This window comes from Mycobacterium sp. 852002-10029_SCH5224772 (assembly GCF_001667315.1).
Taxonomy (GTDB): Bacteria; Actinomycetota; Actinomycetes; order Mycobacteriales; family Mycobacteriaceae; genus Mycobacterium.
The window spans coordinates 1-21,196 of record NZ_LZHT01000062.1; the positions used below are offsets into that span (position 1 = coordinate 1).

General features: G+C 69.2%; 20 protein-coding genes and 1 pseudogene. 9 read left to right on the plus strand and 12 right to left on the minus strand.

What is annotated here, in order from left to right:
- The 4 genes and pseudogenes from A5775_RS25370 to A5775_RS11480 all read right to left on the minus strand — a co-directional run.
- Positions 1-187: pseudogene (locus A5775_RS25370) on the minus strand (hypothetical protein); the annotation flags it as partial.
- A 133-nt stretch (positions 188-320) separates the two neighbouring features.
- Positions 321-1,292, minus strand: coding sequence for a hypothetical protein (locus A5775_RS11470; protein WP_231995155.1), 972 nt, complete (start codon positions 1,290-1,292; stop codon positions 321-323).
- A 188-nt stretch (positions 1,293-1,480) separates the two neighbouring features.
- Entirely contained in the window at positions 1,481-1,900 is a 420-nt protein-coding gene (locus A5775_RS11475) for a cytochrome c oxidase subunit 4 (RefSeq protein ID WP_067252017.1), read from the minus strand.
- Positions 1,901-1,913: 13 nt separating this feature from the next.
- The gene (locus A5775_RS11480; protein WP_082952978.1) at positions 1,914-3,008 is read right to left on the minus strand and encodes a cytochrome c oxidase subunit II; all 1,095 of its coding nucleotides are present in this window, start codon (positions 3,006-3,008) and stop codon (positions 1,914-1,916) included.
- A 145-nt stretch (positions 3,009-3,153) separates the two neighbouring features.
- On the opposite strand from A5775_RS11480, the gene asnB reads away from it, so the two are divergent.
- The gene (gene asnB / locus A5775_RS11485) at positions 3,154-5,118 is read left to right on the plus strand and encodes an asparagine synthase (glutamine-hydrolyzing) (protein WP_067252022.1); all 1,965 of its coding nucleotides are present in this window, start codon (positions 3,154-3,156) and stop codon (positions 5,116-5,118) included.
- Positions 5,119-5,200: 82 nt separating this feature from the next.
- On the opposite strand, the gene A5775_RS11490 is transcribed toward asnB, so the two are convergent.
- On the minus strand, positions 5,201-6,175 hold the full coding sequence (locus A5775_RS11490; protein WP_067252024.1) for a carbohydrate kinase family protein: 975 nt from the start codon (positions 6,173-6,175) through the stop codon (positions 5,201-5,203).
- A 194-nt stretch (positions 6,176-6,369) separates the two neighbouring features.
- Here A5775_RS11490 and A5775_RS11495 point away from each other — a divergent pair, with 194 nt between their 5' ends.
- The gene (locus tag A5775_RS11495) at positions 6,370-7,074 is read left to right on the plus strand and encodes a hypothetical protein (RefSeq protein WP_067252026.1); all 705 of its coding nucleotides are present in this window, start codon (positions 6,370-6,372) and stop codon (positions 7,072-7,074) included.
- Between the two features lie 78 nt (positions 7,075-7,152).
- On the opposite strand, the gene A5775_RS11500 is transcribed toward A5775_RS11495, so the two are convergent.
- Both A5775_RS11500 and A5775_RS11505 read right to left on the minus strand, forming a co-directional pair.
- The gene (locus A5775_RS11500) at positions 7,153-7,509 is read right to left on the minus strand and encodes an iron-sulfur cluster assembly accessory protein (RefSeq protein WP_067252028.1); all 357 of its coding nucleotides are present in this window, start codon (positions 7,507-7,509) and stop codon (positions 7,153-7,155) included.
- A gap of 96 nt (positions 7,510-7,605) precedes the next feature.
- Positions 7,606-8,682: a glycerate kinase gene (locus tag A5775_RS11505; RefSeq protein WP_067252053.1), complete on the minus strand. Its 1,077-nt coding sequence runs from the start codon at positions 8,680-8,682 to the stop codon at positions 7,606-7,608.
- A gap of 241 nt (positions 8,683-8,923) precedes the next feature.
- Here A5775_RS11505 and A5775_RS11510 point away from each other — a divergent pair, with 241 nt between their 5' ends.
- The 4 genes from A5775_RS11510 to A5775_RS11525 are packed head-to-tail and all read left to right on the plus strand — an operon-like array spanning position 8,924 to position 11,939.
- On the plus strand, positions 8,924-9,556 hold the full coding sequence (locus A5775_RS11510; protein ID WP_231995156.1) for a DUF3043 domain-containing protein: 633 nt from the start codon (positions 8,924-8,926) through the stop codon (positions 9,554-9,556).
- Positions 9,557-9,583: 27 nt separating this feature from the next.
- Positions 9,584-10,120 (plus strand): bifunctional adenosylcobinamide kinase/adenosylcobinamide-phosphate guanylyltransferase, encoded by a 537-nt coding sequence (locus A5775_RS11515; RefSeq protein WP_067252033.1) that lies wholly within the window; start codon positions 9,584-9,586, stop codon positions 10,118-10,120.
- Entirely contained in the window at positions 10,117-11,181 is a 1,065-nt protein-coding gene (cobT, locus tag A5775_RS11520; RefSeq protein WP_197512521.1) for a nicotinate-nucleotide--dimethylbenzimidazole phosphoribosyltransferase, read from the plus strand. Before A5775_RS11515 ends, cobT begins: the two co-directional genes overlap by 4 nt.
- Complete coding sequence (locus A5775_RS11525) at positions 11,178-11,939, plus strand: adenosylcobinamide-GDP ribazoletransferase (RefSeq protein ID WP_067252038.1); 762 nt, start codon at positions 11,178-11,180, stop codon at positions 11,937-11,939. The genes cobT and A5775_RS11525 overlap by 4 nt, the downstream gene beginning before the upstream one ends.
- Positions 11,940-12,010: 71 nt before the next feature.
- Here the strand turns inward: A5775_RS11525 and A5775_RS11530 are convergent, their stop codons facing one another.
- Both A5775_RS11530 and gcvT read right to left on the minus strand, forming a co-directional pair.
- A complete protein-coding gene (locus tag A5775_RS11530; RefSeq protein WP_067252040.1) occupies positions 12,011-13,117 on the minus strand; it encodes a branched-chain amino acid aminotransferase in 1,107 nt (368 codons plus the stop codon).
- A gap of 55 nt (positions 13,118-13,172) precedes the next feature.
- Positions 13,173-14,276 (minus strand): glycine cleavage system aminomethyltransferase GcvT, encoded by a 1,104-nt coding sequence (gene gcvT, locus A5775_RS11535; protein ID WP_067252042.1) that lies wholly within the window; start codon positions 14,274-14,276, stop codon positions 13,173-13,175.
- Between the two features lie 50 nt (positions 14,277-14,326).
- On the opposite strand from gcvT, the gene A5775_RS11540 reads away from it, so the two are divergent.
- The gene (locus A5775_RS11540) at positions 14,327-15,874 is read left to right on the plus strand and encodes a leucyl aminopeptidase (RefSeq protein ID WP_067252055.1); all 1,548 of its coding nucleotides are present in this window, start codon (positions 14,327-14,329) and stop codon (positions 15,872-15,874) included.
- A gap of 8 nt (positions 15,875-15,882) precedes the next feature.
- Here the strand turns inward: A5775_RS11540 and A5775_RS11545 are convergent, their stop codons facing one another.
- Positions 15,883-17,478: an NAD(P)/FAD-dependent oxidoreductase gene (locus tag A5775_RS11545; RefSeq protein ID WP_067252045.1), complete on the minus strand. Its 1,596-nt coding sequence runs from the start codon at positions 17,476-17,478 to the stop codon at positions 15,883-15,885.
- Positions 17,475-17,924, minus strand: a complete 450-nt coding sequence (locus A5775_RS11550; RefSeq protein WP_067252057.1) for an SRPBCC family protein — start codon at positions 17,922-17,924, stop codon at positions 17,475-17,477. Before A5775_RS11550 ends, A5775_RS11545 begins: the two co-directional genes overlap by 4 nt.
- A 142-nt stretch (positions 17,925-18,066) precedes the next feature.
- Here A5775_RS11550 and A5775_RS11555 point away from each other — a divergent pair, with 142 nt between their 5' ends.
- Positions 18,067-18,411 (plus strand): aminopeptidase, encoded by a 345-nt coding sequence (locus A5775_RS11555; RefSeq protein ID WP_067252047.1) that lies wholly within the window; start codon positions 18,067-18,069, stop codon positions 18,409-18,411.
- A 6-nt stretch (positions 18,412-18,417) separates the two neighbouring features.
- Here the strand turns inward: A5775_RS11555 and A5775_RS11560 are convergent, their stop codons facing one another.
- Entirely contained in the window at positions 18,418-20,193 is a 1,776-nt protein-coding gene (locus A5775_RS11560) for an SDR family oxidoreductase (RefSeq protein WP_067252050.1), read from the minus strand.
- A 196-nt stretch (positions 20,194-20,389) separates the two neighbouring features.
- Between A5775_RS11560 and A5775_RS11565 the strand changes: the two genes are divergently transcribed.
- On the plus strand, positions 20,390-21,196 hold an 807-nt coding region (locus tag A5775_RS11565), incomplete at its 3' end, for a biotin/lipoyl-containing protein (protein WP_304441511.1).

Genomic DNA, 21,196 nt, shown 5'->3' on the forward strand with positions numbered 1-21,196 from the left:
GGTGGCCGCCCTCGAACACCCCTTCGCGGGTGCCGCTGATCGCGTCGATCACCCGATCGACCGAATTTCCGGCGGCGCCAACCTCGAACTCTTCTTGTTCGACGGTCACGCCGTCGGCGTCTTGGCCTTCGATCGCTACCAGGCGGACGGTCCTGGGAGCCATCGACACCCCAAGCACGATGTCCACGTAACGCCTCCAAGGTCTTCTGATCGCCCCCTGAGCGAGGGCATGACGGGGTGAACCCCATCCGAACTTGGTGACACAAACGTTACCCGTGCGCGGCAAGCCGCGCAGGCGGACTGCCTAAGCAGGACGGACGTTAATAACCCGGGCCGAGGAACGGATTCTGCGAGCTCCCCGGATACTGCGGATACTCGTTGCCCGGATACGGCTGATACTGCGGATACTGCGGATACTCGTTCGACGGATACTGCGGGGCCGCGGGGGCCTGCTTCTGGGGAACCTGGATCGGTATCGGCACCGGCAGCAGCGGGACGTGGATCCACTCCGTCGTCATCGGCACCGTCGTCGTGGTGCTGGTGGTGATGGGTGCCTCACTCGTGATGGGCGGCGGCGGTGTCGTCGTGGCCGTCGGCGGCTGAGTCGTCACCGGCACCGTGGTGGTGGCCGTCGGCTGCGGCGGCGCTGTCGTCGCCGGTGGCGCCGTGTGCCTCGGGGTATAGACCGGCGCCGGCGGCGCCACCGGAGCAGACGTCACCACGACGGGAGGCGGGGGCGGCGGTGGCGGCGGTGGCGGTTCGGGCGGCGGCGGACTGGGGATCGGTTGCGCACTCGGCGGCGGGGGCGGCTTGGTGGTCGTGATCTCGTCCTGCATCGGCGGCGTGGACGGGGCGGTGGTCGTGTTCGGGTTGGCCAGCTTGGTGGTGTCGGTCCGCGCGAACAACAGCGACACCGACACGACGAGCGCGATCGCGGCCACGATGGCGGCGATCCCCACCACCCACGGCCAGCGCGCGGTGCTGTGTTCGTCGTCGGAGTCGGACGAGTCGTCGTAGTCCTCGTAGTCGTAGAGCTGCAGATCGGCGGGCATGTAGGGGCCGCTGGTGAAGTGCTCGGACTCCGGCGCGGAGTAGGCACGCGAGTACACGTCCGTCTGGTCCGCCGCCGACAGTTCAGCGCTGTCGTCGAAGGGCTCCGCCGCAGCCTCGACGTCGTGGTCTTCGCCGGGGTCCGGGTCGTCGGCCGGCTCACCGCCGTCGGCTTGGTGACTGATCGGGTCGGCAGGATCGGATTCGTCAGGTTCCCATCCCGGGGGTTTCGACCCGCTCATCTCTGCCTTTGCCTACCCTGTTCGACTGCATCACCTGCGCGTAAAACTCCGCGGTCACCTCGTTGCCGGGCGCGCTGGGAAACTTCTCATTGTCTGCGCGAAACACTACCGAACCCAAAACGGGCAAAGCGGTCGTGGCGAAGGGCGCAAGCGATCACGTGATCGGATTGTGACCTTTATGCCGCCGATCAGTGCTTCTCAGGCCCCAGGTAGTACTCGAAGACCAGTCCGGCCACCGTCGTCAGGACGAACATCACCCCGGCGACGATCAGCCACGGCAGCCACAGCCCGATGCCCACCGCCACCACCGCGCCCGACAGCGCGATCAGGATCGGCCACCAGCTGTGCGGGCTGAAAAAGCCCAATTCCCCTGCTCCGTCACTGATCTCAGCGCCTTCGTAGTCCTCGGGCCGGGTGTCGAGCCGCCGTGCCACGAACCGGAAGAACGTCGCCACGATCAGGGCCAGGCCGCCGGTCAGCGCCAGCGCGGTGGTGCCGGCCCACTCCTCGCCGCCGGTGGCGAACAGCGCGGTCAAAACCCCATAGAGCAGCGCAACCACAAAGAAGAACCCGGCGATGAACTCGAATAGCCTGGCTTCGATATGCATTTGGTGTCCTAACCTACTGGCTCAGCTGACCGCGGCGGGTGTCGAACGGGTGCGTGGTCACCGCAGTCGGAGATTGTCCGATCGCCTGCAGCGCCGCGGCGTTGCTCTTGCCATCCATCCGCTGCTGCAGGTAGGCCTTGAAGTCGTTGGGCGACACCGCGCGCACCTCGAAATTCATCATTGAGTGATAGGTGCCACAGAACTCGGCGCAGTGGCCCACGAACGCCCCTGGCGTGTTGATCTCCTCGACCTGGAAGACGTGCACGGAGTTGTTCGCGTCGGCGTTCGGGATGACGTCGCGCTTGAACAGGAACTCCGGGACCCAGAACGTGTGGACGACGTCGGAGGAGGCCAGATCGAATTCGATGCGCTTGCCGGTCGGCACCACCAGCACCGGGATCTCGTCGCTGGTTCCCAGCGTTTCGACCTTGTCGAAGTTCAGGTAGGTGCGGTCGGAGGTGTTGAGCCCGCGGACGGGCCCGACCACCTCCTCGCCGTGCTTGTCCTTACCTTCCGGCTTGGACACCATCGCCTTCTTGCGCGCCGCGTCCGCACCGTCGTAGGTCAGCGTGCCGTCTTTGAACGCGACGCGCTGATATCCGAACTTCCAGTTCCACTGGAAAGCCGTGACGTCGACCACCACTTCGGGGTCCTTGGCGATGTGCAGCATCTTTTCCTGCACGACCACGGTGAAGTAGAACAGCACCGAGATGATGAGGAACGGCGTCACCGTGAGCGTCAGCTCCAACGGCATGTTGTAGCCGAACTGGCGGGGCAGCTCGGTGTCGGTCGCCTTTTTGCGGTGGAACGCCGAGGACCAGAAGATCAGTCCGTAGACGATGACGCCGACGACCAGCGAGGCGATCACCGCGCCGATCCACAGCTCCCGGTTCAGGTGTGCCTGCGGCGTGATCCCCCTGGGCCAGCCCAGGGCCAGCGCGTCGGCCCAGCTGCTGCATCCGCTCAGGAACATCGCCAGCACGCCCAGCGTCACGGCCAGCGCCAGCGGCCGGAGACGGCGAGCAAGACCCGTGGCGGAGCCTCCAGGACGGCGCGGAAACCTACCCTGCGACAAAGGTTGCGAACGGTCCTGCTCGCGAGGGGTCACGTTGGCGCCTCCTGCTCGGATATCGAATACTACGCAGCGTAGACCACGCGCTTGAGCCGGGCGACGAAACCCCGGCCCGCCAGTCTGGCGACGTGCCGGGTGCGACGTCCACGAGCATGCCCGAAGTGCGGCATACTGGGGCGCCGTGTGTGGTCTGCTGGCGTTCGTTGCCGCCCCGGAGGGCGCCACCGACGACGCTGCCGCCCGAGCCGACGGTGCGATCGCGCGCGCGTCGCACTCGATGCGCCATCGCGGACCCGACGAGCCGGGCACCTGGGTGGACCCGGGCACCGACGGCTCGGTCGTCTTCGGCTTCAACCGGCTGTCCATCATCGACATCGCCCACTCGCACCAGCCACTGCGCTGGGGGCCGCCGGAGGCGCCCGACCGCTACGTGCTGGTGTTCAACGGCGAGATCTACAACTACCTGGAGCTGCGCGACGAACTGGCCACCCAGCACGGCGCCGTCTTCGCCACCGACGGTGACGGCGAGGCCGTCGTCGCCGGCTACCACTACTGGGGCACCGAGGTCTTGACGCGGTTACGCGGCATGTTCGCCTTCGCGCTGTGGGACACGACTACCCGCGAATTGTTTTGCGCCCGCGACCCTTTCGGCATCAAGCCGCTGTTCATGGCGACCGGAGCCGGGGGTACCGCCGTGGCCAGCGAGAAAAAGTGTCTGCTGGACCTGGCCGAGTTGATCGGCTTCGACACGCGCATCGACGACCGGGCGGTGCAGCACTACACCGTCTTGCAGTACGTGCCCGAGCCCGAGACGCTGCATCGGGGGGTGCGCCGGCTGGAATCGGGTTGCTACGCCCGGATCCGCCCCGGCCACCTGCAACCGGAGGTCACCCGGTACTTCGTGCCGCGGTTCGCCGCCACGCCGATCGTGCGCGGCGGCGAACAGGCCCGCTACGACGAGATCACCGCGGTGCTCGAGGACTCGGTGGCCAAGCACATGCGCGCCGACGTCACCGTTGGGGCGTTCCTGTCCGGCGGTATCGACTCCACCGCCATCGCGGCGCTGGCCATCCGGCACAACCCGCGCCTGATCACCTTCACCACCGGCTTCGAGCGGGAAGGATTCTCCGAGATCGACGTCGCGGTCGCCTCGGCGGAGGCGATCGGCGCCCGCCACATCGCCAAGGTGGTCAAGCCGGACGAGTTCGTCGCCGCGCTGCCCGAGATCGTCTGGTACCTCGACGAGCCGGTTGCCGACCCCGCGCTGGTGCCGCTGTTCTTCGTGGCCCGCGAGGCCCGCAAGCACGTCAAGGTGGTGCTCTCGGGCGAGGGCGCCGACGAGCTGTTCGGCGGCTACACGATTTACCGGGAGCCGTTGTCGCTGAAGCCCTTTGACTACCTGCCGCGGCCACTGCGCCGGTCGATGGGCAAGGTGTCCAAACCCCTGCCGGAGGGGATGCGGGGCAAGAGCCTGCTGCACCGTGGCTCGCTGACGCTCGAGGAGCGCTACTACGGCAATGCCCGCAGCTTCTCCGACGCGCAGCTGCGCGACGTGCTGCCCGGCTTCCGCCCGGAGTGGACCCACACCGACGTGACCGCGCCGCTGTACGCCGAATCGGCGGGCTGGGACCCGGTGGCCCGCATGCAGCACATCGACCTGTTCACCTGGCTGCGCGGCGACATCCTGGTCAAGGCCGACAAGATGACCATGGCCAACTCCCTGGAGTTGCGGGTGCCGTTCCTGGATCCCGAGGTGTTCGCCGTCGCGTCGCGGTTGCCCGTCGAGGCCAAGATCACCCGCACCACCACCAAGTACGCATTGCGCCGCGCGCTGGAGCCGATCGTTCCCGCGCACGTGTTGCACCGGCCCAAGCTCGGGTTCCCGGTGCCGATCCGGCACTGGCTGCGCGCCGGCGAGCTGCTGGAGTGGGCCTACGAGCTGGTGGCGTCGTCGCAGACCAGTTCAGTGGTCGACTTTGTCGACCCGGCCGCCGTTCGCCGGATGCTCGACGAACACCGCAACGGCGTCAGCGATCACAGCCGCCGGCTATGGACGCTGCTGATCTTCATGCTCTGGCACGCGATCTTCGTCGAGCAGACCGTGGTGCCCCAGATCAGCGAGCCGATGTATCCGGTGCAGCTGTAAACCAACGCCGCGACCGTAACCTGGTTGCGATTTCCGGCCCGAATTTTCGCAGTGTGGTTACGCCCGCGGGAAATCGCGCGGGCTAGGCGAGCACGGCGGCGATCTCGGCGGCCGCCTCATCGCCGTAGGCGCCGGCCAACCGGGTCTTGGCGACCTCGCGGTCCCAGGCCCACTCCTGGGTTCCGGTCGACTCCAGCACCAGCACCGCGACCAGCGAGCCCAGCTGAGCCGACCGCTCGAAGTTCAGCCCGGCGCTGCGCCCGGTGAGGAAACCGGCCCGGAACGCGTCCCCGACACCGGTGGGGTCGGTCTGGCTGGTCTCGGGCACCACGCCGACGTGTGTGGTGGTTCCATCGCGCTCGACGATGTCGACGCCCTTGGCGCCGAGGGTCGTCACCCGCAGTTCCACCTTCTTCTGCACATCGGCCTCTGACCAGCCGGTCTTGGAGAGCATCAGCTCCCACTCGTAGTCGTTGGTGAACAGGTAGGCCGCCCCCTCGATCAGCTTGTCGATCTCTTCGCCGGACAGGCGAGGCAGCTGCTGGGACGGGTCGGCGGCGAACGGCAGGCCGAGCTTGCGGCACTCCTCGGTGTGCACCACCATCGCGTCCGGGTCGTTGGCCCCGATGATCACCAGGTCCGGCTTGCCCACGGAGGCCGCGACATCGGCGAGCTTGATGTTGCGGGCCTCGGACATGGCGCCGGGATAGAACGACGCGATCTGGGCCATGTCCTCATCGGTGGTGCACACGAAGCGTGCGGTGTGCGCGGTCTTCGAGATCAGCACGTGGTCGCAGTTGACGCCGTGTCGCTGCAGCCATTCGCGGTACTCGCCGAAATCGTCACCGGCCGCACCGACCAGCGCCACGTCGCCACCCAGCACGCCGATGGCAAACGCGATGTTGCCCGCCACGCCGCCACGGTGAATCACCAAGTCGTCGACCAGGAAGCTCAGGGACACCTTCTGCAGGTGCTCGGCCAGCAGGTGCTCGGAAAACCGGCCGGGGAACCGCATCAGATTGTCGGTCGCAATCGAACCTGTCACCGCGATCGTCACGAAATCTCCATCCTTCGTTAGTAAGGTTATCTAGCTTACTCACCCGCCTACGACCATCGTTGCGTGCACGGTCGCCGCACGGTCTGCGCTAGCCTCCCTAGGAACGAGTCAAGCAACTCACTCAAGTCGCCGGGATCACAAGGCTCGGGCCACAACCCGCTTGCAGTCCCGTCTACCACCGTAGGAGAACCACGATGGCAGGCCCGCACTCGCCGAACCACCCTGTCGGCGGCGGCAGCGGCGGACCGAGCGGACATGAGCACCCAAGCGAATCCCAGCCACTCGAGTTCCCCGATGACCCCAACCCCGGCGGCCTGGGCTTCACGCCGGCTGGGCGCGCAGGACCGCCTTCAGCCAATTATGCCGGGCCGCCACCCGGGCCCGGGCCCGGGCCCGGGCCATACCCGCCGCCACGTTCCAAGCGCCGGCTGATCGTCGGCGTGGCGCTGGCCATTGCGCTTGTTGCGGTGATGACGGTGGCCATCGTCTACGGGGTGCGCACCAACGGCGCCAATACCGGCACCACGTTCTCCGAGGGCGCGGCGAAGACGGCCATTCAGGGATACCTGGACGCACTCGAGCACCGCGACATCAACGAGATCGCCCGAAATGCGCTGTGCGGCCTCTACGACGCCGTCCAGGACAAGCGATCCGACCAGGCGTTGGCCAAGCTCAGCAGCGACGCATTCCGTAAACAGTTCTCCGAGGTGGAGATCATCTCCATCGACAAGATCGTGTACCTGTCGCAGTACCAGGCTCAGGCGTTGTTCACCATGCGGGTGTCGCCGGTGAGCGGGGGCCCCATGCGCGGGCAAGCGCAGGGCATCGCGCAGCTGCTGTTCCAGCGCGGCCAGATCATGGTGTGCTCGTACGTGCTGCGCACCGGGGGCGCGTACTGACCTTGTCGCGCAGCGAGACTGCAACTGCCGACGGCCCTACTCAGGGAATGCGTCGCCAGTTGCAGCCTCGCGGTGAAATCAGTTGAACGAGTCGCCGCAGGCGCACGACCCGCCGGCGTTGGGGTTGTCGATCGTGAACCCCTGCTTCTCGATGCTGTCCACGAAGTCGATGGACGCGCCCTCGACGTACGGCGCGCTCATCCGGTCCACCCTCAGGCTCACGCCCCCGAACTCCGCGATCAGGTCACCATCGAGCGACCGGTCGTCGAAGAAGAGGTTGTAGCGCAGCCCAGCACACCCACCCGGCTGGACCGCGATGCGCAGCGCCAGGTCGTCGCGACCCTCTTGGTCCAGCAGCGACTTTGCCTTGGTGGCGGCGGCCTCAGTCAAGATCACGCCGTGGGTCTTGGCGTCCGACTCGTTTTGCACCGTCATTGCTTCTCCTACATGCCTCATTGTTGGGTGGTACCGATCACGCCCGACACCGCCGACTTGCGCCAAGCGACCCGGACCGCCGGAAAGTCCACACCATCAACGGTACCTTGCAGGACCGCTATTCCCGAGTCGCGCCGCCACAACGGATGCCAGACCCATGAGCTGATTGGCCGCGTCGGCCTGTGCCAGCCGCACCGATCCGGCGTGCTCGGCAATGGACAACGCGGCCATGATGCCAGACGAGCGCACCGTCGCGTTGTCCAAATCGACCTGGCCGGCCAGCACCACCACCGGGATCCCCCGCGGTCGGGCCGCGTCGGCCAGGAAGCCGACCACCTTCCCGTGCAGGGATTGCTCGTCGAAGCGGCCCTCGCCGGTGACGATCAGCTCCGCCGTGTCGAGGTCGTCGGACAACCGGGTGTGCTCGGCGATGATGGCGGCCCCGGACTCACACCGCCCGCCCAGTGCCAGCAGCCCGGCGCCGATGCCGCCGGCGGCCCCCGCGCCCGGCTCGGCGCTGACGTCGCGTCCGGCCACCGCTTCCAAGATGAGCGCCCACGCCTGCAACCGAACTTCCAGCGCCGCAACGGTGGCCGTGTTGGCGCCCTTCTGCGGCCCGAACACCCTCGCCGCTCCCCACGGACCCAGCATGGGGTATTCGGTGTCGGAGGCGGCGATCAGCTCCACGTTGCCCAGCTGGCGTCGCGCGGTGTCCAGGCCGCCCAACTCGGCGATCATGCCCTGGCCGCCGTCGGTGCAGGCGCTGCCGCCCAGGCCGACGACGATCCGCGTCGCCCCGACCCGCAGCGCCTCGGCGATCAGCTGCCCGACGCCTTTGCTGTGGGCCGCCATCGCGGTCTCCGGGGTGGGGGGACCGCCGATCAGGGTGAGGCCGCAGGCCTGGGCGCACTCCAGGAACGCGGTGGCCGAACCGCGATCGAAGACCCATTCGGCTTCCACCATGGCTTTTAGCGGCCCCGACACCCGCAATCGCCGCGTCTCCCCCAGCCGGCTGGCCAGCACCTCGACGAACCCGGGGCCGCCGTCGGACTGAGGCGCCACGATGAACCGGTCGCCCGGCCGCGACCGGGTCCAGCCGGTCGCGATGGCGGCGGAGGCTTCGAGCGCCGACATGCTGTCGGCGTAGCAATCCGGGGCCACCAGAACTTGCATGGCGGGTAGCTGAAGACGGCCGGGTGCCAGGCCGGGGGCAACATCATCCGAGGCCATCGACCCGTCGTCCATCAAACGCAGCCATTCATCACGTGTAAGAGTAGGGCCAGGGCGCCACTAACGCAGGTCTAATAGCAAGGCATTCCAGGCGAATTCCGGCGCGGATCATCCGCGAAGTAACCTGGCCCCTGTGAAGCTGTTGGGCCGTAAGAAAGGCCAGGACACCGACCTCGACGAAAGCATGGCTGCGTCGGCGGCATCCGACGTTGCTGGCGCCGAAGACGCAATACCCCGCCGGACCGGGCCCAAGGGCCGCCCCACGCCCAAGCGCAACGAGGCCCGGCGGAACGCGAAGAAGGGTCCCGTCGCACCCGCACCCATGACCTCGTCGGAGGCGCGGGCCCGGCGCAAATCGCTGGCCGGTCCCAAGCTCAGCCGCGAGGAGCGGCGCGTCGAGAAGACCGCCAACCGCGAGCGCATGTCGGATCGCCGTACGCGCATGATGGCCGGCGAAGAGGGCTACCTGCTGCCCCGCGACCAGGGCCCGATCCGGCGCTACGTTCGCGATGTGGTGGATTCCCGGCGCAACCTGCTGGGCCTGTTCATGCCGTCGACCCTGTTCTTGATGTTCGTCATGTTCGGCGTCCCACAGCTGCAGCTCTGGGTGTCTCCGGCGATGCTGGCACTGATGGCCGTGATGAGCGTCGACGGCCTGATGCTGGGCCGCAAGGTCAGCAAGCTGGTCGACGCTAAGTTCCCGAACAACGCCGAAAGCCGTTGGAAGCTAGGACTTTACGCCGCCGGCCGCGCCTCCCAGATGCGCCGGCTGCGGGCGCCGCGGCCCCAGGTCAAGCATGGCGTCAGTGTCGAATAACTCTTGCCTGAAAGCCGGCTGACGCCGGTGCGCACCCTGGTGCTCGGCGGGATCAGGTCAGGCAAATCGCAGTGGGCGGAGGAAGCCATCGCCACGGGGTTGCCGGCCGGCCAGCCGGTTCATTACCTGGCCCCCGGGCCGGCCGGTGACGACGATGCCGCCTGGGCGCACCGCATCACCGAGCATCGCGACCGGCGGCCGGCACATTGGTCCACGATCGAAACCGACGACATCGCAAGCCAATTGCGCCAGTCTCCCGGCACCCCCACGCTCGTCGACGACCTGGGCACCTGGCTGACCGGGGCGATGGACCGCGAGAACGCCTGGGAAGGCGGCTCGGTGGCGGCCCCGGTGGATGACGTGCTGGCCGCGGTCGGCGGCTTCGCCTCGACGCTGGTGCTGGTCAGCCCCGAAGTCGGGTTGACCGTCGTGCCGGCCACCGCATCCGGACGCCGCTTCGCCGACGAGCTCGGCGGCCTCAACCAGCGCCTTGCCCGGGTATGCGATCGGGTGGTGCTGGTGGTGGCCGGGCAGGCGGTGCCGATCAAGCCGTCGGGGGCCTGATGGAATTCGCCCCCGTGTCGCCGCCCGACGCGGGCGTCGCCGCCGCCGCCCGCGCCCGCCAGGACACGCTCACCAAGCCCCGCGGCGCGCTGGGCCGCCTCGAGGACCTGTCGGTGTGGATCGCGTCGTGCCAGGGGCAGTGCCCGCCACGGCAATTCGAGCGCGCCCGGGTGGTGGTCTTCGCCGGTGACCACGGCGTCGCACGCTCGGGGGTGTCGGCGTACCCGCCGGAGGTGACCGCTCAGATGGTCGCCAATATCGATGCCGGCGGGGCCGCGATCAACGCGCTGACCGGCATCGCCGGGGCGAGCGTGCGCGTCGCGGATCTGGCGGTCGACGCCGACCCTCTGACGCAGCAGATCGGCGCCCACAAGGTGCGGCGCGGCAGCGGCGACATCACCGTGCGGGACGCGTTGAGCGACGACGAGACAGCGCGGGCGCTCGCCGCCGGCGCCGCCATCGCCGACGAGGAGGTCGATGCGGGAGCCGACGTGCTGATCGCTGGCGACATGGGCATCGGAAACACCACGGCCGCAGCGGTTTTAGTGGCGGCGTTGACCAACGCCGAACCGGTCGTGGTGGTGGGCTTCGGCACCGGGATCGACGACGCCGGGTGGGGACGCAAAACCGCCGCGGTGCGCGACGCCCTGTTCCGCGCGCGGCAGGTGCTGCCCGACCCGGTCGCGCTGCTGCGCTGCGCCGGCGGCGCGGATCTGGCCGCGATGGCGGGCTTTTGCGCGCAGGCCGCGGTCCGGCGCACGCCGTTGCTGCTCGACGGCATGGCGGTGACGGCGGCGGCGCTGGTGGCCGAACACCTGGCCCCCGGCGCCCGGATGTGGTGGCAGTCCGGTCACCGGTCCACCGAGCCGGGCCATGCGCTGGCGCTGACGGCGCTGGACTTGGAGCCGATCCTCGACCTGCGCATGCGGCTGGGTGAGGGAACCGGCGCCGCGCTGGCGCTGCCGGTGCTGCGCGCCGCGGTCGCCGCCCTCTCGTCGATGGCCACGTTCACTCAGGCCGGCGTGTCCGACCGCCCCGATCGGGCCGCTCCCCCGTCGTGATTCGTTCGCTGGCAACGGCTTTCGCGTTCGGGACGGTGCTGCCCGTACCGGGTACCCGGACCGCGCCGCTGGGTCGCGGCGCCATGACGGCACTGCCCGTGGTGGGCGCGGCTCTGGGGGCGCTGGCCGCGGCCGTGACCTGGGGTGGGGAGCTCGCCTTCGGGCGGTCCAGCTCGTTACCCGGGCTGCTCGCGGTCACGGCGCTGCTGCTGGTGACCCGCGGCCTGCACGTCGACGGTGTCGCCGATACCGCCGACGGCCTGGGCTGCTACGGCCCGCCGCCGCGCGCGCTGGCGGTGATGCGGGAGGGATCGACCGGGCCGTTCGGCGTGGCCGCCGTCGTCGTGGTGGTGCTACTGCAGTCGCTGGCGTTTTCGGCGCTGGGAACCGAGGCGACGGTTCACGGCGCCGTCGGGATCGCGGTGGCGGTGATCGCCGGCCGGGTCGCCGCGGTGCTGGCCAGTCACCGCTGTGTGCCGGCGGCCGAGGGCAGCGCGCTGGGCGCCGCGGTCGCCGGAAGTCAGCCGACGGCGGTGGCGGCGGCCTGGGTCGCGGTGCTGCTTGGCATTTCGCTGACGGTCGGGCCGCGGCCGTGGCAGGGGCCGGTGGCCGTGGTGTTGGGGTTGGGCTGTGGCGCGCTGCTGGTGCGGCACTGCGCGCGCCGCTTCGGCGGCATCACCGGCGACGTGTTGGGCGCCGCGATCGAACTGACGACGACGGTGTGCGCGGTGGCGCTCGCGGGTCTGGTGCGGTTGTAGCGCGCCGAGTGTGCGGCTGCCCGCACACATGCGTACGAATGTGGAGCTGGCCGCACATTCGGCAAGCCGCTCTACGCGAGCCGGGCCATCCAGTCGTGGGTGTCGGCGAAGGTGCCCCGCTGGATCCCGGTCAGCGTGTCGCGCAACGCCATCGTCACCTCGCCGGGCTGGCCGTCGGCGATGGTGAACTCGCTGTCGCCGTACTTCACGTGCGAGACCGGCGTGATGACCGCGGCGGTGCCGCAGGCGAACACCTCGGTGATCTCGCTGGCGGCGGCCTTCTTCTGCCATTCGTCGATGTCGATCTTGCGTTCCTCGACGGAGAATCCGGCATCAATAGCCAACTGCAGCAAGGAATTTCGCGTGATGCCGGGCAGCAGTGAGCCGGACAGCTCCGGGGTGACGAGGCGGGCCGATCCGCCGCTGCCGAACACGAAGAAGATGTTCATCCCGCCCATCTCTTCGACGAAGCGGCGCTCGACGGCGTCCAGCCACACCACCTGGTCGCAATCGTTGGCCGCGGCTTCGGCCTGAGCGGCCAGCGAGGCCGCGTAGTTACCGCCGAACTTGGCCGCGCCGGTGCCGCCCGGGCTGGCCCGCACGTACTCCGTTGACACCCAGACCGTCACGGGGCTGATGCCGCCCTTGAAATACGCCCCGGCCGGGGAGGCGATCAGCAGGTAGCGGTATCGCTTGGACGGCCGCACGCCCAGTCCGGGCTCGGTGGCGATGACGAACGGGCGCAGATACAGCGCCTCTTCGCCGCCGGCGGCCGGGACCCAGGCATTGTCGACCGCGATGAGCTGGCGCAGCGATTCCATGAACAGCTCTTCGGGCAGTTCCGGAATCGCCAGCCGCCGCGCCGACGACTGCAACCGGGCGGCGTTGGCCTCGGCCCGAAACGACACGATGGAGCCGTCCGCCCACCGGTACGCCTTGAGCCCCTCGAAGATCTCCTGCGCGTAGTGCAACACGAGCGCCGACGGGTCCAGCTCGATCGGGCCGTACGGGATGACGCGCGCGTCGTGCCAGCCCCGACCCTCGTCGTACTCGATCGACACCATGTGGTCGGTGAAGTATCTGCCGAAACCCGGCTCGGCCAGGATGGTTTCGCGTTCGGTGTCGGTCGCCGGACGTGTCGAGCGCGAAACCGTGAACTCGAGGGAGCCACTGGTCATCCGCTGATTGTATATCCGCCTACCGAATCGGATTTCGCCCGCACAAGCCGCGCGGCTAGCGGGTTTTCACCGCGACGAAGGGCGGCCGCACCACCTCGCAGGCGGCGGGACGGCCGCGAACGTCGACGGTGACCTCCTGGCCGTCCTCGACCCCGGCGTCGGTGTCGATCAGCGCCAGCGCGATGCCGCCCTGCAGTGTCGGGGAAAAAGTCCCCGAGGTGGTCACCCCGACCGGGGTGTCGCCGGCCAGCACCGTCTGCCCGGCGCGCAGCACCCCGCGGCCGGTCATCCGCAGCCCACGCAGCAGCCGCCGCGGCCCCGCCTCCTTCTCGGCCAGCAGGGCGTCGCGGCCGAAGAACGCCTCCTTCTTCCAGCCGATCGCCCAGCCGCAACGCGCCTGCAACGGCGAAATGTCGAGCGACAGCTCGTGCCCGTGCAGCGGGTAGCCCATCTCGGTGCGCAGCGTGTCGCGCGCGCCCAGGCCGGCCGGCTCGCCGCCGGCCGCGCTGACCGCCGCGGCCAGGGCGTCGAACACCACACCGGCGGATTCCCACGGCGGCAGCAGCTCGTAGCCGTGCTCGCCGGTGTAGCCGGTGCGGCAGACCCGCACCGGCACTTGCGCGAACTCGGTGTCGGCGTAGCCCATGTAATCCATGTCGGTGGGCAGGCCCAACTCGCCGAGCACGTCGGCCGATCGCGGCCCTTGCACGGCCAGCACCGCGAAGGAGCGATGCAGGTCGGTGATGGTCAGTTCGGGCCCAGCGGCGGCCTGCAGCGCTTCGACCACGGCGGCGGTATTCGCGGCGTTGGGCACCAGGAAGATCTCGTCGTCGTCGACGTAGTAGGCGATCAGGTCGTCGATGACCCCGCCGGATTCGGTGCAGCACAGCGTGTATTGGGCCTTGCCGGGCCCGATTCGGTTCAAATCGTTGGTCAGCGCGGAGTTGACGAACTGCGCCGCACCCGGCCCACGCACCAACGCCTTGCCCAGGTGGCTGACGTCGAACAGTCCGACCGCGTTGCGCGTCGCGTTGTGCTCGCTGACCGTGCCCGCATACGACACCGGCATCAGCCAGCCGCCGAACTCGGCGAAGCTGGCGCCCAGATCGCGGTGACGGTCTTCTAACGGTCCGTGCAGAAGGTCGGCTTCGGTGCTCACGACTCTTCACCCTAACCAGCCGCGACGAACGGCCCGTTAGGGTGATGCGGATGAGCACAGAACCCGGTTACGCCTCCCCCGATGTCAGTGTCGCCTCCTCGCTGCCCCGCCGCGCCGCCGCGTCCACCGTGCTGATCGTGCCCGTCGTCTCGACCGGCGACGATGACAAGCCGGGCGCGGTCGTGGCGTCGGCCGAGCCGTTCCTGTCCTCGGATGCGGTCGCCGAGATCGAATCCGGCCTGCGCGCGCTGGAGGCCACCGGCGGCGCCGACCAGGTGCACCGGCTGGTGGTGCCGTCGCTGCCGGTGTCCAGCGTGCTGACGATCGGTCTGGGTAAGCCGCGGCCCGAGTGGCCGGCCGACACGGTCCGCCGCGCCGCCGGGGTGGCCGCGCGCTCGCTCGCCAACACCGGGTCCGTGATCACCACGCTGGGCGAGTTACCCGGTGAGGGAGTCGCCTCGGCCGCCGTCGAGGGCCTGATCCTGGGCAGCTACCGGTTCACCGACTTCCGCAGCCCCAAGACCGCACCCAAAGACACAGGGCTGGGCAAGATCACGGTGCTGGCCACCGCGAAGGACGCCAAGAAGGACGCCGCGCACGGTGCGGCCGTCGCGACCGCGGTCGCCACCGCGCGTGACTTCGTCAACACCCCGCCGAGTCACCTGTTTCCCGATGAATTCGCCAAGCGCGCAAGGGCTTTGGGTGAGTCCGTGGGGCTCGACGTCGATGTGCTCGATGACAAGGCGCTGCAGAAGGGCGGCTACGGCGGGATCATCGGCGTCGGCCAGGGATCGTCGCGGCCGCCGCGGCTGGTGCGGCTGACCCACCGCGGTTCGAAGCTGGCCAAGAGGTCCAAGCAGGCGAAGCGGGTGGCCCTGGTCGGCAAGGGCGTCACGTTCGACACCGGCGGCATCTCGATCAAGCCGGCGGCCGGCATGCACCACATGACCTCGGATATGGGCGGGGCCGCGGCGGTCATCGCGACCGTGGCGCTGGCCGCGCAGCTGCAGCTTCCCATCGACGTGATCGCGACCGTGCCGATGGCCGAGAACATGCCGTCGGCAACGGCGCAGCGCCCGGGCGACGTGCTGACGCAGTACGGCGGCATCACGGTCGAGGTGCAGAACACCGACGCCGAGGGCCGGTTGATCCTGGCCGACGCCATCGTGCGCGCATGCGAGGACAACCCGGACTATCTGATCGAGACGTCGACGCTGACCGGTGCGCAGACGGTGGCGCTGGGCAGCCGGATTCCCGGGGTGATGGGCAGCGACGAATTCCGCGACCGGGTCGCCGAGATTTCGCAGCGCGTGGGCGAAAACGGTTGGCCGATGCCGCTTCCCGACGAACTCAAGGAAGACCTGAAGTCCACGGTGGCCGACCTGTCGAACATCAGTGGGCAGCGCTTCGCCGGCATGCTGGTGGCCGGCGTGTTCCTGCGCGAGTTCGTCGCCGACGGCGTGGGCTGGGCGCACATCGACGTGGCCGGCCCCGCCTACAACACCGGCAGCCCGTGGGGGTACTCGCCCAAGGGCGCCACGGGCGTGCCGGTCCGCACCATGTTCGCGGTGCTGGAGGACATTGCCGAGAACGGCTAGCGCGCGAACTACTTCGTCAGCAGCGACATCGCCGCGCGGGTCAGCCTGCGCCGCGGCCAGCCGGTGAGCCCGCCGGCGGCCAGCGCTGCGTTGGCCGCATTGCGCCCGCACGCGCCGTGCACCGAACCACCCGGGGTCGCCGATGCGCTGCCCAGATACAGCCCCTCGACCGGGGTTTCGGCCCGGCCCATCCCGGCCGCCGGCCGAAAGATCAGCATCTGTTGTAGCTGCGCGGTGCCGCCGTTGAGCGCGCCCAGGTGCAGGTTGGCGTCGCTGGCTTCCAGGTCCGACGGGCGTTGCACGAACCGATCGATCACCGCCGCACCGAAGCCCGGCGCATGCTCCTCGATCACCCGGTCCACCGATTCGGCGAGCCGCTCGGCCGATGCGTCGTCGGCGACATTGCGCGGCAAATGCGTGTAGGCCCAGACGCTTTCGGTGCCCACCGGCGACCGTGTCGGGTCCGCGGTGGTGGTCTGGCCCAGCAGCATGAACGGATGCTCGGGCACCGTCCGGGTGTTCAGGTCGGCCATCCAGCGCACCAACCCGTCGCCGTCGGCCCCCAGATGGACGGTGCCCACCCCGTGCAGGCGCTGCGTACGCCACGGAATCGGCTCGCGCAGCGCATAGTTCACCTTCACCACCGGCGGATCCCACACAAAGTGCTCGAGGTCGCGCCGTACTTTGGGCGGCACCGCGTCCGCGGGCAACATGTCGCAAAACAGTCGCGGAGCCGTCACGTCGGCCACGATCCCCCGGCGCGCCCGCACCGTGCGCCCCCCGGCCGTGGTCACCCCGACCGCCCGGCCACCCCGCACCTCGATGCGGGACACGTTCTCGTTGCACTCGATTCGCGCGCCCGCGGAACGGGCACGGTTGACCAGCGCGGCGGTCAGCTGGCCCGAGCCCCCGACCGGCACCGGCCAGCCGCAGTCCTGGGCCAGCATCGTCATCAGGAATCCCATGGCGCCGCTGATGGGCGCGTCGGGCGGGACGTCGGCGTGCATTGCGTTGCCCAACAACAACACTCGCGGCGCCTCACCGGCAAACAGCTCGCTCACCATGGTGTTGGCGGGCTGCACCAGCAGGCGTGCGACCCGGATGGCTTCCGACGTGCCGAGTTCGGCCAGCAGCCGCAGCATCGGCCGCACGGGCGGGAAGGGTGCCAGCATGGCGTCGAGCAGCGGCGACTTGATGCGCTGCCATAATTCCACGACGCGCCACCAGTTTTCGCCGTCGGCGGGCTCGCGGCGTGCGAATTCCGCTGCGGTGCGCGCCGGGTCGCGGTAGATGATGGGCGGGTCGTCGTCGGCACCGCTGCGGGGATGCCCCACCACCGCCGGCGCGTGGGACCACCGCAGGCCGTGGTCCTCGAGCCGCAGCGCGGCAATCGCGGGTGAGGCCACCGTCATCGGGTAGTAGGAGCTGAACAGGTCGGTGATGTAGCCCGGCGTCAGCTCGGCGCTGCGCACCGCGCCGCCGGGCTCCGGCTGGGCTTCCAGCACCAGCACGTCCCACCCGGCGTCGGCCAGCATCGAGGCGGCAACCAGCCCGTGGTGCCCCGCCCCGATGACGACCGCGTCGGCGGTGTCCCGCACGGTCACTTCACCTGGCTCGGCTCCAGGCGTTCCGCCAGCGCGGCCAGCCGCATCAGGCATTCCTTGTTGCGCGGGTAGGCCGCGGCCAACGCGATCGCATCGGGAACGAGGCCCATCGGGCCTTCGATCGGCACCTCGATCATTTCGATCCGGCACCCCTGCGGGATCTCGTGCAGCAGCATCGTGATCCGCGCGGCGCCCATCGGTCCCAGGCGGGCGCACAGCACCAGCTTGTGCGGCGGGTCGCTCTCCTCCACGATCGTTGCGTCGTTGATCACCAGCGGCCAGATCCCGATGGAATGCCTGATCGAGGAGCCGGCCTCGGGCCAGTTCGGATCCACGGCCCGCATGCGGCTGTTGCCGACCACCCACTGGGTGTAGGTCCAACCCTGTGCAAGCACTTCCCAGACCCGCTCGCACGGGACGGGCACCTCTCGCGTTGCAGTGATCACCACTAAGTCCTTTCCCTCTCGGCTACCGCGGCGGGATACCCAGCAACCCGGCGCTGTATCCGTCCGGGTTTATCGGCGCTGTGCTCCGGTTAATCTGCTAGCGGTCGTTATCCCCGGCGGGAAAAGGCGAGAAAGGCGAACCATGACGGTGCGACGGTTGATCATCGGCGTGGGTGCCGTGCTGTTGTTGGCCGGGGTGATCGGTCTGTTGGCGCCGGTGAACGTCACCGACAGCAATGGTCACTCGATCGGATGCGGCAACGCGGTGGTGACGGATCTGTCGGCGGCCAGGAACGCGAACAACAGCAGCGTGGCCAACATTCCGATCCTCAACCAGATCGTTCCGCACACCGACTATGTCGCGCAGTGCCAGTCGTCGGTGGGTAGCCGCCGGGCATGGGCCATACCGCTGGCCGTGCTCGGGGTCATCGCGATCGGCGCCACGGTGCTCACGGGGCGGCGTGGGGCGGCGGGTCCGGGCGCCTAGCGGGCCTCAGATCACCCGCATCCGCGCGGCATTACGCAGGCCCTGCGGCGCCAGACGTGAAAGCCCGTACAGCGCATAGGCTTCCGGCGCGACGGGGCGAATCGGTTTCTTCTTTTTGACCGAGGACAGGATCGCGTCGGCGACCTTGTCGGGGCCGTAGCGGCGCAACGCGAACATCTTGCCCAGCTGGCCGCGGCGGCCGTCGACGGCGTCGGCCTGCTTTCCCGCGGGCGCGTCGAATCTGGTGGTGTTGATGATGTTGGTGTCGATGACGCCGGGGCAGATCGTGGTCAGGCCGACGCCGGCGGCATCGAGTTCGGCGCGCAGGCAGTCCGAGAACATGTATGTCGCCGCCTTGGACGTGCAGTAGGCGTTCAGCGACTGCAGCGGCGCGTAGGCGGCCATCGACGAGACATTGACGATGTAGCCGCCGGTGCCGCGCTCCACCAGCCGCCGACCGAAGGAGCGGCAGCCGTTCACCACGCCGCCGAGGTTGACGTCGAGGACCCGGTCGAACTGCTCGGCGGGGGTGTCGAGGAATCCACCGGCCTGCCCGATGCCGGCGTTGTTGACGACGATGTCGGGCACGCCATGCTCGGCGCTGACCCGCTCGGCGAAGGCCTCCACCGCTTGCCCGTCGGACACGTCGAGCACGTAGGCGTGCGCGACCCCGCCCCGCGTGGCGATCTCGGCGGCGGTGGCCTTGACGGCCGCTTCGTCGATGTCGCTGATGACCAGCTCGGCGCCCTCCCGGGCGAACGCGAACGCGGTCTCGCGGCCGATGCCGCTGCCGGCTCCGGTGACCGACACCAGGGTGTCGCCGAATGATCCGCGGGGCCGCCCCACCTGCGCGCGCAGCAGGGCGCGGCTGGGTTGTTCGCCCTCGGCCAGGTCGGCGAAGTCGTGCACCGCCGCCGCCATCACCTGCGGGTGCGACATCGGGGAGAAGTGACCCGCCTGGATGTCGCGGCGCCACAGCCGCGGGACGAAGCGCGGGGTGTGGTCGTATCCGTACGGCCGCACGTACTTGTCTTTGGTGTTGACGATCAGCTGCACCGGCACGTCGATGACCGCGACGCCGTTCTTGCGGCCGGAGAACGAACGAAAGTAGTTGGCGGGATAGGTTTTCACCGACTGCGCGGCGTCGCGCGCGAGCTTGTCGGAATGATGGATCTGCTCGACGGGAATGTTGTCGACCGCGTTGCGTTGCAGCCCCGGGACCGACAGGGTCAGCCGCAGGAACAGCGGGGCGAGCACGGGGATCGAGAACAGCAGCATGTAGGTGAACCGCAGCGCCTGGCTGACCGCCCGGGCGAAGCTGCGGGGGCGCCACGGCGCCCGCAGGCCGGTGAAGATGTAGTCGACCAGCTGGTCCTGAGCGGGTCCGGACACCGACGTGAACGTGGCCACCCGGTCGTGGGCGCCGGGGCGCTTGAGGTAGTGCCATACGCCGACCGAGCCCCAGTCGTGGGCGAGCACGTGCACGGGCCGGCCCGGGCTCAGCTCGCCGGTCACCGCGGCGAAGTCGTCGGCGAAGCGGTCCATGCTGTAGGCCGACACCGCCTTGGGCACCGAGGACAGGCCGACGCCGCGGTTGTCGTAGCGGATGATCCGGAACCGCTCGGCCAGCAGCGGCACGACCCCGTCCCACAGCACGTGCGAGTCGGGGAAGCCGTGCACCAGCACCACGGTGGGGCCCTCGGGGTTGCCCTCTTCGTAGACGGCGATGCGCGCGCCGTCCGCACTGTCGACGAAATGTTGGGGTAACTGTTGTGGCGGCATCGGACCTCCCCGCTCTGGCTGCAGTGGCCACACCGTAGCAAGCGTGATCGGGGTCACCCGGCCAGCGCGCGGTATCTGCCCTGGATGTCTGCCCACGAAGCCGCAGTGACAGGATAGTTTTGGATTGCTACTTCGCCTTCCACACGCGAGCTGAACGACCCGCCCCGACCCACGAGCGATCGAGGAGTCAAAAACGATGGCCTTCTCCGTCCAGATGCCCGCACTCGGTGAGAGCGTCACCGAGGGGACGGTCACCCGCTGGCTCAAGCAGGAAGGCGACACGGTTGAACTCGACGAGCCGCTCGTCGAGGTGTCGACCGACAAGGTCGACACCGAAATCCCGTCGCCGGCAGCGGGTGTGCTGACCAAGATCGTCGCCCAGGAAGACGACACCGTCGAGGTGGGCGGCGAGCTGGCCGTGATCGGCGACGGTTCGGAGGACGGCGGGTCGCAGGCGCCCAGCCAGCCGGAGCCGCAGCAATCCGCGCCCGCCGCCCAGCCCGAGGCGCAACCCGAGCCCGAGGCGCAGCCCCAGGCCCAGCCGGAGCCCCAGCCCGCCCAGCAGACCTCCGGTGGCGGCGACGCGACCCCGGTGTTGATGCCCGAACTCGGCGAGTCGGTGTCCGAGGGCACCGTCACCCGCTGGCTCAAGAAGGTCGGTGATTCGGTCCAGGTCGACGATGCGCTCGTCGAAGTGTCCACCGACAAGGTGGACACCGAGATCCCGTCACCGGTGGCCGGTGTGCTGATCAGCATCACCGCCGAGGAAGACGCCACCGTGCCCGTCGGCGGCGAACTGGCCCGCATTGGCATCGGTTCCGAGGCCGCCGCCCCCGCCGCTCCGCAGCCACCGCCCGCGCCCAAAGCCGAACCCAAGCCGGAGCCCGCCCCCCAGCCCCAGGTTCACGCCTTCGCGCTCGGCGAACGCCGCCTTGGCCCTGGCCCGCAACCCGGCCAGCCGGGCCTCGGCGACCTCGCGGGTCTGGGTGAGTTGGGCTGTGGG